The sequence below is a fragment of the Solwaraspora sp. WMMD1047 genome (genome assembly GCF_029626155.1).
Taxonomy (GTDB): Bacteria; Actinomycetota; Actinomycetes; order Mycobacteriales; family Micromonosporaceae; genus WMMD1047.
Genome location: NZ_JARUBL010000001.1, coordinates 4424193 through 4436985 on the forward strand (window position 1 = coordinate 4424193; position 12793 = coordinate 4436985).

Here is a 12793-nt window from a genome sequence, read left to right on the forward strand (position 1 = left end):
GCACCGATCGCCGCCCACCGCTCCCGGGCCCGGGAGACCGCCGGGGTGGTGCTGCGCAACCGGCTCGCCGTCTTCGGCCTGGTGGTGCTCGGCCTGCTGGCGGTCGCCGCGGCGTTCGGCCCGTGGCTCGCCCCGTACGACCCGAACGGGGTCGACATCCCGAACCGGCTGGCCGGGCCGTCGCTCGACCACCCGTTCGGCACCGACAACCTGGGGCGCGACGTGCTCAGCCGGGTGCTGGTCGGCGCCCGGGTCTCGCTGCAGGTCGGCTTCGTCGCGGTCGGCATCTCGCTGACCGCGGGCGTCGTGGTCGGACTGGTCGCCGGCTTCTACTCCGGGGCGGTCGACGCGGTGCTGATGCGGACCATGGACGTGCTCTTCGCCTTCCCGGCGATCCTGCTGGCGATCGCCGTGCTGGCCATCCTCGGGCCGGGCATCACCAACGCGATGATCGCCATCGGGATCGTCTACACCCCGATCTTCGCCCGGATCACCCGGGCCAGCACGATGGTGGCCAGCCAGGAGCTCTACGTCCGGGCGGCCCGCTCGGTGGGCGCCTCCGACCTGCGCATCCTGCGCCGGCACGTGCTGCCCAACATCCTCGCGCCGATCATCGTGCAGACCTCACTGAGCCTGGCGTTCGCGATCCTCGCCGAGGCGGCGCTCTCCTTCCTCGGGCTCGGCGTGCAGCGACCCGACGCGGCCTGGGGGCTGATGCTCGCCGAGGGCCGGGCGTTCGTACGCCAGGCGCCCTGGATGGGCATCTTCCCCGGGGTCGCCATCTTCGCCACCGTGCTGGCGTTCAACTTCGTCGGCGACGGGCTGCGCGACGCGCTCGACCCGAAACAGAAATCCGTCATCGAATCGCGGGGCAGGTCCGTCTGATGACGAACGCGAGACCAGCCGGCGACGCGCCGGTGCTGTCGGTGCGGGACCTGACGGTGCGGATCGGTACCGGCCGGGGCGTCGCCGAGGTGGTGAACGGCATCAGCTACGACGTGCGTCGCGGCGAGACGCTGGCGATCGTCGGCGAGTCCGGCTCCGGCAAGACCGTCTCGGCGCTGGCGCTGCTACGGCTGCTGCCCGAACCACCCGCCCGCCTCGGCGGTCAGGTGCTGCTCGACGGGGTCGACCTGCTGGCCGCCCCCGAGCGGGACCTGTGCCAGGTACGCGGCAACCGGATCGCGATGATCTTCCAGGACCCGATGACCTCGCTCAACCCGGTCCTCACCATCGGCGCGCAGGTGACCGAGCCACTCGCCCTGCACCTGGGGCTGACCGGCGCCGCCGCCCGCGACCGCGCCGTCGAACTGCTCGAACTGGTCGGCATCCCGTCGGCGCGGCGGCGGCTGGACGACCACCCGCACCAGTTCTCCGGCGGCATGCGGCAGCGGGTGATGATCGCGATGGCGCTGGCCTGCGACCCGGAGGTGCTGATCGCCGACGAGGCCACCACCGCCCTCGACGTCACCACCCAGGCGCAGATCGTCGAGCTCGTCGCCGAACTGCGGGAACGGCTCGGGATGGCGGTCGTCTGGATCACCCACGACCTCGGCGTGGTGGCCGGGATGGCCGACCGGGTGGCGGTGATGTACGCGGGCCGGCTGCTGGAGGTGGGCGGGGTCGACGATATCTACGACGACCCGCGGCATCCGTACACGATCGGGTTGTTGGGGGCGTTGCCGAAGCCCGGCGCCGACCCCCCGAAGCGGCTGTACGCGATCCCGGGGCTGCCCCCGGACCCGGCGGCGCTGCCGCCCGGCTGCCCGTTCTGGGACCGGTGCGCCTACCGCCGCGACCCGCGGGAACAGTTCGAGGTGCCGCCGCTGCGCACCGTCGGACCGGACCACCAGGTGGCGTGCTTCTACGACATGCCGGGGGACGCGCCATGACCGATCCCCTGCTCACGGTCGACGACCTGCGCGTGCACTTCCCCATCCACACCCCGGTCGGGCCGATACGCCGGCGCACCGGCGAGGTGAAGGCGGTCGACGGGGTCAGCTTCACCATCGGCCGCGGCGAGACACTCGGCCTGGTCGGCGAATCCGGCTGCGGCAAGACCACCACCGGGCTGGCGCTGCTGCGGCTGGTCGAACCGACCGGCGGCCGGGTGCTGCTCGACGACACCGACGTCACCGCGCTGGGCCGACGCGGCCTGCGGTCGGTCCGCCGCCGGCTGGCGATGATCTTCCAGGACCCGTACGCGTCGCTGAACCCCCGGATGCCGATCGGGGAGATCGTCGCCGAGCCGCTGGAGGTGCACGGCCTGCACCCCGGCCGGGCGGCCCGCCGGCGTCGGGTCGGCGAGCTGCTGGAGCTGGTCGGGCTGAGCCCGGACTACCGCAACCGCTACCCACACGAGTTCTCCGGCGGGCAGCGCCAACGGGTCGGCATCGCCCGGGCGCTGGCCACCGAGCCGGACCTGATCGTCGCCGACGAGCCGATCGCCGCGCTCGACGTGTCGATCCAGGCCCAGATCATGAACCTGCTGGCCGACCTCCGCGACGAACTCGGCCTCAGCTACCTGTTCATCGCGCACGACCTGGCCGCCGTCGGCCACCTCAGCGACCGGGTGGCGGTGATGTACCTGGGCCGGGTGGTCGAGGTCGCCGACCGGGCCACGCTGTTCGACCGGCCCCGACACCCGTACACCCGGGCGCTGCTGTCGGCGGTGCCGGTGGCCAGCCCTCGGCTGGAGCGGGACCGGGAACGGATCATCCTGCGCGGCGAGCTGCCGTCGCCGGCCGACCCGCCCAGCGGCTGCAACTTCCGGACCCGCTGCCCCGACCGGTTCGAACCGTGCCCGGTCAACGACCCGGCGCTGACCCGGCAGGACGGCAACCAGTGGGTCGCCTGCCACCTGCACGACCCGGCGCTGGCTACCGGGCCTCGGCGGTCCGATTCACCGGATGGTCAGGACCGGGCAGGACCGGCCCGGCCCTGACCCGCTGGCCGGTCGTCAGCCGGGGCCGGGGAGCGGGGCGGCGGCGTCGAGGAGGCCGGCGGCGACCATGTCGCGCCACAGCTGCGGCGGTGGCTCCGGCGCGGCCAGCGCGGCGGCGTTGTGGCGAACCTGGTCCGCCGAGGCGGCGCCGACCAGGACGCCGGTGACGGCCGGATGGGCGGCGGCGAAAGCCAGCGCGGCGGTCGGCAGCGGGACCCGGTGCCGGGCGCAGACCGCCGCGATCGCCCGCGCCCGGTCGAGCACGGCGGCCGGCGCCGGGGCGTACTCGTAGCTGGCGCCGGCGGCCGGGGCGTCGGTGGCCAGCAGGCCGCTGTTGAACACGCCGGCGTTGATCACCGCTACCCCGCGCCGTCGGCAGGCCGGCAGCAGGTCCGTCGCGGCGGGCTGTTCGAGCAGCGTGTACCGGCCGGCCAGCAGGATCACGTCCAGGTCGGTCTCGGCGACGAACCGGCGCAGCACGTCGACCCGCTTCGAGCCGACGCCGATCGCGGTCACCGCCCCGCTGTCGCGCAACGCGGCCAGCGCCGGGTACGCCACGGACAGGGCCTCGTCGAGGTGGTCGTCCGGGTCGTGGATCAGGACCAGGTCGGCCCGGTCCAGGCCGAGCCGACGCAGGCTCCCGTCGAGGGACCGGCGTACGCCGTCGCGGCTGAAATCCCACACCCGGCGGTGGTCGGCCGGCACGGCGAAGCCCTCGGGGTCGGTCCGGCCGGCACCGGACGGGTCCGGCACCAGCAGCCGGCCGACCTTCGTGCTGATCACGTACTGGTCGCGGGGTCGGCCGCGCAGCGCGGCGCCGAGCCGGCGTTCGGAGAGCCCCAGCCCGTAGTGCGGGGCGGTGTCGAAGTAGCGCACCCCGGCCCGCCAGGCCGCCTCGACGGTCTGCTCGGCGGCGGCGTCGGTGATCGGGCTGAAGAGATTGCCCAGCGACGCGCAGCCCAGCCCCACCCGGACCGCCGGCTGCCACTCCCGGCCCGGGACGTCCCACGTGCTCATCGGGCTCCCCGGACGGGCACGGTCCGGTCGGGCCGCTTCGGCGGACCCGGCAGCTCCGGCTCGTCCGGCCGCACGGGCTGACCCGGAAGATCCGAAGAGTCCGGCGGGTCGGGCCGGCGGGTGATGTCGACGGTGAGCTCGACCGGCTGGCCGGCAGTCAGCGTCAGGTCCCGCTCGGTGCCCAGGGCGGCGCATCGGATCCGTTGGTCGATCCCGGAGACCAGGCGAACCCGCAGACCGGCGGCATGCCAGCACAGTTCCTCGACGGTGACCCGGCCCCGGCAGGTCAGTCCCCGGATGGTGCCGGCCGCCAGGGCCGGCGGCGGCGCGGGCAGCAGGCGCAGCACGCCGGGCCGGGAGTCGACGAGCGCCTCGATCAGCACCCCGGGCAGGGTGTGCGCGGCGTCGGCGTTGTAGGTCTCCAGCCCCGGATTGTGCGAGCTCATCAGCGACCGGAAGAACATCTCCGTACCGAGGATCTTGCGAAGGTTGGCGTCGACCAGGTCCGCGTCGCCCAACCGGGCGGCGACCAGCGCGCGGTGCAGGCTGCCGTGCGCCGACAGGTTCTCGTCACCGCGCAGCAGCAGCGCCCGCCGCGCCGCCTCGGCAAGCTCCGGCGTGCCGTCCGGGGTGATCTCGTGCAACGGCCAGACCGGGTAGAGGTGGCTGACGTGCCGGTGGTCGTCGTCGGGACGGTAGCCCGGCCAGGCCCACTCGGCGAGCGCCCCCCGCTCGTCCACCAGGTAGTCCGGCAGCCGCTCCAGCAGCGCCGCCCAGCGGTCCGAGCCGGTCACCGCGCCGGCGGTACGCAACGCGTGCCGGGCGGCGGCGAGGTCCATCGTGGCGTTCACCGCCGCATAGACCGGCCGGCCGGCCCCGTCGAGCGGTCCGCTCTCCACCGAGAACGACGGCACGAACACCACCCGGCCGGCGTCGTCGGTCCGGGTCAGGAAGTCCTCGAAGAACTCCGCCGCCGCCACCAGCCAGTCGGCCAGCTCGCCGAGCGGCTCGCCGGTGACGAGATGGTGCTCCAGCAGCGGATAGAGCAGCCAGTCGGCACCGGCCAGCCAGGCCGGCCAGGGCCAGTCGTCGTCGAAGTGGAACAGGTGACCGTTCTCGCCGTCGGTGCGGCTCGGCGCCAGGATGCCCCGGGCGCCGTAGATCGCCCGCGCGTTGCGCCGCCAGTGGTCGACCTGTCCGGAGATCAACCGCCGGTACGCCTCGGTCACCTCCGGCAGCGCGCCGATGTTCGCGGCGGCCATCTGCAGGTTGACGTTCGCGTCGGTGGTGAAGTCGCCGGCCCAGGCGGCGTCCCAGGAGGCCAGCCAGAGGCCGGTCAACCGGGGCGGCAACACCCCGCTGGAGCTGAGCAGCAAATACCGTCCGGAGTGGAACAGCCGCTCCAGCAGCGCCGGCTGCGGCGTCTCCGGTTCGACGGCCTGCCGGGCCAGCAGCTCCCCCACCGGCAGCCGCCGGTCGGCCTCGTCGACCCCGGCCAGGTCGAGACTGACCCGCTCGTACGCCGGGGTGTGCAGCGCGGTGTGCCGGGCCAGCAGTTCGGGATAGCCGCCGAGCCGGGCCGTCGCGGCCAGCGCCGCCGCCAGCGCGTCGGTGCCCCAGGTCGGCTCGTCGTACCGGTCCAGCTTGGTCAGCAGCAGCGCCTCCCCTCGCACCCCGATCCGGTCGCCGTCGATCTCGGCGTCGCCGAGGACCAGGGTGAGCCCTTCGAAGCCGGCCGCGCCGAGCCCGGCCGGGTAGCTGCCCCTGGCCCGCAGGAAGAGCAGCCCGTCCCGGCGGTACGCGGCGGTTGCGTAGCGCACCTCCGCGGGGCGGCCGGGCAACTCGCCGGTGAGTCCGAGCCGGCAGTCACCGGCGGCCAGGTGCTGCACGACAACGGCGTCCGCGCGCGAGACGAAGCAGCGCCGCTGCCGGCCCGGTGCCCACCGGGACACCACCTCCCCGGTACGGAAGTCGGTGCTGCGGGCGTACCCCGGTGGGGTTGGGTCGTTGCCGGGCGTGTCGATGGTCAGCGCGTAGCCGGGGTGGAACGACTGGGTCCACCGCAGTGGCTGGCCGCCCGCCATCAGCCGGCCCGCCTCGGCCCGCCGGCCGGCCAGGATCAGGTCGCGGATCCGTTCCATCCGGTCGGCCAGCTCCGGCGGCCCGAGGTCGCGGGTGCCGTTCGGGAGCACGAACCGGTGCTGGTTGAAGACCACCCGTTCGGCAGTCGGAAGCCCGTAGACCATGACCCCGTACTCACCGTTGCCGGAGAGGAACGCATCCTCCCACCGGTCGGCGGGCCGGTCGTCCCAGATGCCGTGCCTCGGGTCGAATCCGGGGGTGGACATCGGCGCTCCTCAGGCGTCGGGGTGGTGGCCGCCGCCCTCGCCGGCCGTGGATCACGAGCCTAACCGCGTCGGGCCGGCCCGGCGTGGGCCGGCCCGACGCCGCGGGCTACTCGCCGGACGGCGCGGTGAGCTGGACACCCAACCGCGCCGGAGCGCCGAAGTTGGGCGTGCCGTCCGCGTTCCAGGTGAACCTCTGCGCCCGGGTCGACCGGTTCATGTCGCAGCCGCCGCCGGCCGAGTCGTTGGCGTGGTAGACGATCCAGTCCTCGGTGCCGTCGGGCGAGGTGAAGAATCCGTTGTGACCCGGCGCGTAGACGCCGTTGGCGTCGTTGCGTTGGAAGACCGGGTTCGGCGCCTTGGTCCAGTGCGCCGGGTTGAGCGGATCGCTACCGGTGAAGGTGAGCAGGCCGAGCTTGTAGTCCGGCCCCCAGCAGGCGCTCGCCGAGTAGACGATCATTGTGCGGCCGTTGCGGTACAGCGGCTCCGGACCCTCGTTGACGGGGTGCGTCTGCCGCTCCCAGGACAGGGTCGGCGAACTCAGCCGGACCCGGTTACCCGACAGCGTCCAGGGGTTGCTCATCGGGGTGATGAACAGGCTCTGCCCGTAGCTGCCACCGGCGTTGTACGTCCCCATGAGGTAGAGCCGGTTGTTGACGGTGAGGATGCTCGCGTCGAGCTGCCAGTCGTTGCCGAGGTCGGCTCGGAACGTGTACGGACCCATCGGGTCGGTTCCGGCGCTCTCCAGCACGTGCAACCGCTGGGTCGGGTTGAAGTCGCTCACGTTCTGCCCGGCGGTGTAGTAGAAGTACCACCGTGGCCCGTTCGGACCGTTGATCAGGTGGAACTCCGGCGCCCACATGTTGCAGCAGCCGTTGGGCCGGCCGGCCAGGTTGAAGATCACCTGCTCGGCCGCGCTGGCCAGCCCGGCCAGGGTGGCCGACCGACGCATCGTGATGGTGGAGTTCCACGTCGTCGTGGCCAGGTAGTAATAGCCGTTGTGGTACCGCAGCCACGGGTCCGGGCCGTTGCGTTTGATCGGGTTGGTGAAGGTGCCGGGCGCCGGCACCGCCCCGATGGTGACCATCGTCCACTGCTGGTTGGCCCCGCCGAGGTCCTGGTACTGGGAGACCATCGCGCCGTCGGCGGTGGACCACTCCCACACGTCCAGCGCCTTGTTGCTGTTGCGGTTGATCAGCCGGACGTGGCCGCCGGCCGAGTCGGCCAGCCGGAACTGCTGCCGGGTGCTGCCGTTGTCGGCGTTCTGCACGAGTTGGACGCCGTCGTTGGCGTTGGGCAGTTCGAGCACCTTGCCGCTGTGCCGGGACTGCACCCGGTAGTAGCCGCCCCCGGCGTCGAGAAACCGCCACTGCTGCCAGGCGCCGTCGTTGCGGGCCCATTGGACGATCGCGGCGCCGTCACCGGTGGCCAGGTTGTAGACGTCGAGGGCCTTGCCGCTGTGCCGGTTCACCAGCACGTAGTAGGCGTTCGGGTCGACCGTGGCGGCCGACGCCGCCGGTACCGCCACCGCCGCGCCGGCGGCGACCGCCGCGGTGGCGAGGCCCACGGCCAGCCCGGTACGCCAGCGTCGCCGGCCACGCCCGTCATCGCTCGGTGTCATCTCGGCTGCTCCCTCAGTAGACGTACGGCCAGCCGGCCGAGTCGTAGCCGATGCGGTTGATGCCGAGCAGCGATGCGCCGTTGTTGGCGTAGTAGTGGTAGACGAGCGATTCCCCGTCGGTGTCGGCGAGCACGGCTTGGTGGCCGGGACCGTGGACGGCACCGTGCGAGGCGAGGATCTGGGTGCCGCCGCCAGCGTTGAGGGCGGTGCCGTTGCGGTCGACGAACGGGCCGGTGACGCTTGTCGACCTGCCGACCATCACCCGGTAGGTACTCGCGGCGCCCTGGCAGCACCGGTCGAAGGAGACGTAGAGGTAGTAGTACTGGCCGCGCTTGACCAGGGTGGGCGCCTCGATCGCGCCGCCGTTGCGGCCGGCGATGCTGAGCAGGGTGTTGTCCGAGCGCTTCCCGGTCGCCGGGTTGAGGGCGATCATCTTGAGCCCGGACCAGAACGAACCGAAGCTCAACCACCAGCGGCCCTGGTCGTCGACGGTCAGGTTCGGGTCGATGGCGTTGTAGTTGTCCGAGGTGCGGGACTCGATCACCAGGCCCTGGTCGGTCCAGGAGCCGGACGCGCCGGTGGTACTGGTGGCCAGGAAGATCGCCGACCGGTTCGACCCGAACGTCGAGGCCGAGTAGTAGAGGTAGTACCGACCGTTCTGGTAGGAGAGGTCGGGTGCCCAGAGGTTGCGGCTGCCCCCGGTGTAGGTGGTGGTCCACGGGGCGCCGTTGGGGAACACCGGCCCGGCGTTGCGGAAGCTGACCCGGTCCGTCGAGGTCTTGAGGGCCACGTTGTCGCCGGTGTGGGCGAGCAGGTAACCACCGCCGGGCCGGCGGATCATCGTCGGATCGTGCACCCCGACGTCACCGGTCACCCGCTGCGGGGCGGGGTACGACGCGGGCGGTGTGCCCGGCGTCGAGGTCGGGCCGGGGGTGGGCGGCGTTGCCGTGGGCGTACCGCCGTCGGTCGAGCCGACCCGGATCAGCTGCCACTGCTGGTTCGTCCCGCCGGTGTCGGTGTACTGGCTGATCCGGGCCCCGTCCGCGGTGGACCACTCCCAGACGTCGAGCGCCTTGTTGCTGTTGCGGTTGATCAGCCGCACGTGGCCGCCGTCCGAGTCGGCGAGCCGGAACTGCTGGTTGGCCGCGTTGCGGTCGGTCCACTGGATGATCTCGGCGCCGTCCGCGGTCGACGAGTCCCGGACGTCGAGGACCTTGCCGCTGTGCCGCGACTGCAGCCGGTGGTAGCCGCCGCCGGCGTCGAGGAACCGCCACTGCTGCCAGGCGCCGTCGTTGCGGGCCCATTGGACGATCGCGGCGCCGTCACCGGTAGCCCGGTCGTAGACGTCGAGGGCCTTGCCGCTGTGCCGGGAGGTGAGGACGTACCAGGCATTGGGGTCGACGGTGGCGGCGGAGGCGGACGTCGTCGAGACGGCTACGGCGCCGCCGACCGCCAGCGTGGCGATGGCCAGTACGGCGAGCAGGGGGCGGACCGACCGGCGGATACCCACCGGGCGGTGGCGGGAAGCAGAGGCTTCCATGGTCATCCTTCCATTGGCCGTCCGCACGGGGACGGTGCCCGATCACGAGCCGCCGAGGGAGACATGGCGGCTGCGAGAGCAGGCGGGACGGTGTGGGTGCCCGGTGTACCGATGATGTTTGCGCTCACATCCATCGATGTCAAGGACCGCGGGACTGATTGGGAAAGCGATTGCCTAGGCGGACAGGAGCTGACCCAGGAGTCGTTCGACGGCGACGCGCCGTGCCCGAGCCGCGAGCGAGCGCGGCCAACTGGCCGCCGAGACCAGCTACTGATCCGCCGGGGTGCGGTCCAACAGGAGGTCACCGGCGCGACGCAACACCTGCGCCCGGGTGCGGCCTGGATGGTCGGCGGCGAGGAAGTGCTCGCCTATCCGCAGGCAGAAGGCGAGCAGGCTACGGGCCTCGACCTCGTCGGGATCGGAGCAGAAGGTGCCGATCATCTCGCGCAGCAGGTCCATCCGCCGGTTGTCCACCCGCCGCAGGCGCTCGTTGACGCCGTCGTCGCGCCGGGCCCAGTCGCGCACGGCGAGGTCGATCGGCAGCAGGCGGTCGTCGGATAGGGTGAGCACACCGGCGCGGTAGATCTTGGTCTTCGGGTCGCCACCCTCCCGTTCGAGGCGTGCGAGCACGTCGTCGATGCTCTCGCGCTCCCAGGTGTCGAGCATCGCGGTGAGCAGGGCGTCGCGGTCGGCGAAGAACCCGTAGAACCCGCCCTTGGTGACGCCGAGCGCCTTGGCGAGCGCCTCGACCCGGACGGCGTCGGGACCGCCGGCGGCGAGCGCTTCCAGCCCGGCCTCGATCCAGCGCTCCCTCGGGGTGCGAGTGACGAACTTGATGTGACCCACCACACTCTCCATGTACGGCACCGTATGCGGCGGTTAGCCTTCCCGCGTACGGCATCGTATATGAGGACGGGGGCGATGCAGGATCATGAATGTCTTCGGATCCGCGGCCGATCTGTACGAGGCGGCTCGACCGGGCTACCCGTCCGCGCTAGCCGAGGCCGTGGTGGCGTACCACGGCGGCGTCCCGGGCTCGGTGGCCGAGATCGGCGCCGGCACCGGCAAGGGCACCGAGGTGCTGGCCGCCATCGGCGCCCCGATGACCTGCGTCGAGCCAGACCCGCGGATGGCGGCCGTGCTCAGTGCCAGATATCCACGGGCGCAGGTGTACGTCGGCACCTTCGAACAGTGGTCGCCGCCACCCGGTGGGGTCGACATGCTCGCCTGCGCGATGGCCTGGCACTGGCTCGACCCGGCGAGCCGGAACCAGCGGGCCCGCCGCGCCCTGGCACCGACCGGCACCCTCGCCGTCTTCGGCCACCGGTACGGCTACTCCGACGTGAAACAGTCCGCGGCGATCCGGGCGGCCCTGGACACCCTCGACCCGACCGCCGCCGAGCGGCCAACGGACTGGTTCCTGCACGACGTGCTGGACAGCGGCCAGTTCACCGACGTCGAAGTCGAACGGTTCCAACGGGACCTACCGCTGAACCGGGACCACTTCCTCGCGTTGGTGCGCACCTTCGGTCCGTTCCTGACCCGCCCCGCGCACCTGCAACGCCGAGGCATCGAGGTCCTCGGACGACTGGTCGACGACTTCGGCGGCACCGTGGTGCTCGATCTCAGGACGACGCTGACCCTCGGACGGCCCGCGCCAGCCTGAGAAGCAGGCCGCCGTCACACAGATTCAGCGGCAAGCTCTTCGCCGGATGTCAACCATGAGGATCGACGCGGGCGAGGGAGCCGTTCTCCAGAGCCACCCACAGGGCTCCGTCCGGACCCACAGCGATGCCGTGCGGCTCGCAGCGTGGGGTCGGCAGGTCGTACGTCTCGATCGTGCCGTCGATCGTGATCGAGCCGACCCGGTTGCCGGCCCACTCGGTGAACCAGAGCCTGCCGTCGCCACCAGCGGTGATGGCATGTGGTCGGCTGGCCCGGTCGGGCAGCGGGAACTCCACGATCGCGCCGTCGGGTGTGATCCGCCCGATCTGCCCGGCGGCGATCTCGACGAACCAGATGGCGCCGTCCGGACCCGCGGTGATGCCGACCGGACCGGCGGCCGCGGTCGGCAGCGGATGAACGGTCACCGACCCGTCCATCCCGATCCGGCCGATGGCGCTGGCCTGATTCATGGTGAACCACATTCCGCCGTCGGCCCCCGAGGTGATCGCGGACGGGAACGCTCCGACAACCGGTAGCGGATAGCCGGTGATCCGGCCGTCGGTGGTGATCCGCCCGATGCGGTCGGCGGCGGTCTCGGTGAACCAGAGCGCGCCGTCAGGGCCGGCAGCGATGCCGAACGGCCCGCCCTCGCGGTTGGGCGATGGGAACTCGGTAACCGCGCCCTCGGTTGTGATCCGTCCGATCCGGTGCGCCTGGTGTTCGGTGAACCAGAGCGCCTGGTCCGGCCCGGCGACGATGATCGTCGGCCGGCAGTCGGGATCGAGCTGCCGGCAGTGGGGCTCCTCGCCGGGAACCAGGCGGCCGATCTGACCGCCGTGGACCACGGTGAACCACAACGCGCCGTCCGGGCCGGTGGTGATCGCGTACGGGCCGCCGGACTCGCCCGTCACGGCGTACTCCTGGATCGTCACCTGGGTCATCGGGTCCGCTCCAGACCGTGCTCGACCGAGACGCGTTCGATCTCGGCCGGACTGCCGGCCATGATCGTCCGGGCGTGCTCGGTGACCAGTTCGACCGGCCAGTCCCACCAGGCCGCACGCAACAGCCGCTCGACGTCGGCGTCGTCGAAACGACGCCGGATCTGCCGGGCCGGGTTGCCACCCACGATCGTGTACGGCGGCACGTCGGCGGTGACCACCGAACCGGCCGCGATGATGGCGCCGTCGCCGATGCGTACGCCGGGCATCACGATGCTCTGGTAGCCGAACCAGACGTCGTTACCGACGACCGTGTCGCCGCGGCTGGGCATGCCGGTGATCAGATCGAGAGTCCGCTCGGCCCAGGCACCGCCGAAGATGGCGAACGGGAAGGTCGAGACGCCCATCATCGGATGGTCGGCGCCGGCCATCAGGAAGCGGGTGCCGGCGGCGATGGCGCAGTACCGGCCGATGATCAACCGTTCCGGGCCATATCCGTAGAGCACGTTGCGGTGGGCGAAGCCGGTCGGGTCCTCGGGGTCGTCGTAGTAGGTGTACTCGCCGACGACGATCCGGGGGGACTCGACCAGCGGCCGGAGGAAAACCACCCGCTCATGTGCGGGCAGCGGGTGCAGAGCCGTGGGATCTGGTTGCGACATGACTTCCAATCGGGTCGGCGGAACCGGCGAGCCGTCGTCGCCCAGCTCCTTAGTGCGACGTCTG

General features: G+C 72.1%; 11 protein-coding genes. 4 read left to right on the forward strand and 7 right to left on the reverse strand.

Features of this window, described 5'->3' with window-relative positions; genetic code table 11:
- Positions 1-6: 6 nt before the first annotated feature.
- From O7627_RS20140 to O7627_RS20150, 3 genes are read left to right on the forward strand one after another with little or no spacing between them, the layout of a single operon-like run.
- Entirely contained in the window at positions 7-885 is an 879-nt protein-coding gene (locus tag O7627_RS20140; protein ID WP_278098344.1) for an ABC transporter permease, read from the forward strand.
- Positions 885-1892 (forward strand): ABC transporter ATP-binding protein, encoded by a 1008-nt coding sequence (locus O7627_RS20145; RefSeq protein ID WP_278095056.1) that lies wholly within the window; start codon positions 885-887, stop codon positions 1890-1892. The genes O7627_RS20140 and O7627_RS20145 overlap by 1 nt, the downstream gene beginning before the upstream one ends.
- Positions 1889-2944 (forward strand): oligopeptide/dipeptide ABC transporter ATP-binding protein, encoded by a 1056-nt coding sequence (locus O7627_RS20150; protein ID WP_278095057.1) that lies wholly within the window; start codon positions 1889-1891, stop codon positions 2942-2944. The genes O7627_RS20145 and O7627_RS20150 overlap by 4 nt, the downstream gene beginning before the upstream one ends.
- A gap of 15 nt (positions 2945-2959) precedes the next feature.
- Here O7627_RS20150 and O7627_RS20155 read toward each other — a convergent pair whose 3' ends face one another.
- The 5 genes from O7627_RS20155 to O7627_RS20175 form a co-directional block, all read right to left on the reverse strand.
- Positions 2960-3961, reverse strand: a complete 1002-nt coding sequence (locus O7627_RS20155) for an aldo/keto reductase (RefSeq protein WP_278095058.1) — start codon at positions 3959-3961, stop codon at positions 2960-2962.
- A complete protein-coding gene (locus tag O7627_RS20160) occupies positions 3958-6309 on the reverse strand; it encodes a glycoside hydrolase N-terminal domain-containing protein (protein ID WP_278095059.1) in 2352 nt (783 codons plus the stop codon). The genes O7627_RS20155 and O7627_RS20160 overlap by 4 nt, the downstream gene beginning before the upstream one ends.
- A 106-nt stretch (positions 6310-6415) precedes the next feature.
- Positions 6416-7927 carry a family 43 glycosylhydrolase gene (locus O7627_RS20165; protein ID WP_278095060.1) on the reverse strand — a complete coding sequence of 504 codons (1512 nt, stop codon included), beginning with the start codon at positions 7925-7927 and terminating at the stop codon, positions 6416-6418.
- Between the two features lie 13 nt (positions 7928-7940).
- Complete coding sequence (locus O7627_RS20170; protein ID WP_278095061.1) at positions 7941-9467, reverse strand: family 43 glycosylhydrolase; 1527 nt, start codon at positions 9465-9467, stop codon at positions 7941-7943.
- A 267-nt stretch (positions 9468-9734) separates the two neighbouring features.
- Complete coding sequence (locus O7627_RS20175; protein ID WP_278095062.1) at positions 9735-10325, reverse strand: TetR/AcrR family transcriptional regulator; 591 nt, start codon at positions 10323-10325, stop codon at positions 9735-9737.
- A 73-nt stretch (positions 10326-10398) separates the two neighbouring features.
- Between O7627_RS20175 and O7627_RS20180 the strand changes: the two genes are divergently transcribed.
- Complete coding sequence (locus O7627_RS20180) at positions 10399-11133, forward strand: class I SAM-dependent methyltransferase (protein ID WP_278095063.1); 735 nt, start codon at positions 10399-10401, stop codon at positions 11131-11133.
- A gap of 49 nt (positions 11134-11182) precedes the next feature.
- On the opposite strand, the gene O7627_RS20185 is transcribed toward O7627_RS20180, so the two are convergent.
- Complete coding sequence (locus O7627_RS20185; protein WP_278095064.1) at positions 11183-12073, reverse strand: virginiamycin B lyase; 891 nt, start codon at positions 12071-12073, stop codon at positions 11183-11185.
- Positions 12070-12729 carry a CatB-related O-acetyltransferase gene (locus O7627_RS20190; protein ID WP_278095065.1) on the reverse strand — a complete coding sequence of 220 codons (660 nt, stop codon included), beginning with the start codon at positions 12727-12729 and terminating at the stop codon, positions 12070-12072. Before O7627_RS20190 ends, O7627_RS20185 begins: the two co-directional genes overlap by 4 nt.
- Between the last annotated feature and the right edge of the window lie 64 nt (positions 12730-12793).

Bases quoted from the DNA above. Each gene is read 5' to 3' on its own strand.
- O7627_RS20155 (WP_278095058.1), bottom strand. From the start codon at position 3,961: ATGAGCACGTGGGACGTCCCGGGCCGGGAGTGGCAGCCGGCGGTCCGG.
- O7627_RS20180 (WP_278095063.1), top strand. From the start codon at position 10,399: ATGAATGTCTTCGGATCCGCGGCCGATCTGTACGAGGCGGCTCGACCG.
- O7627_RS20165 (WP_278095060.1), bottom strand. From the start codon at position 7,927: ATGACACCGAGCGATGACGGGCGTGGCCGGCGACGCTGGCGTACCGGG.
- O7627_RS20175 (WP_278095062.1), bottom strand. From the start codon at position 10,325: ATGGAGAGTGTGGTGGGTCACATCAAGTTCGTCACTCGCACCCCGAGG.
- O7627_RS20150 (WP_278095057.1), top strand. From the start codon at position 1,889: ATGACCGATCCCCTGCTCACGGTCGACGACCTGCGCGTGCACTTCCCC.
- O7627_RS20185 (WP_278095064.1), bottom strand. From the start codon at position 12,073: ATGACCCAGGTGACGATCCAGGAGTACGCCGTGACGGGCGAGTCCGGC.
- O7627_RS20170 (WP_278095061.1), bottom strand. From the start codon at position 9,467: ATGGAAGCCTCTGCTTCCCGCCACCGCCCGGTGGGTATCCGCCGGTCG.
- O7627_RS20190 (WP_278095065.1), bottom strand. From the start codon at position 12,729: ATGTCGCAACCAGATCCCACGGCTCTGCACCCGCTGCCCGCACATGAG.
- O7627_RS20160 (WP_278095059.1), bottom strand. From the start codon at position 6,309: ATGTCCACCCCCGGATTCGACCCGAGGCACGGCATCTGGGACGACCGG.
- O7627_RS20145 (WP_278095056.1), top strand. From the start codon at position 885: ATGACGAACGCGAGACCAGCCGGCGACGCGCCGGTGCTGTCGGTGCGG.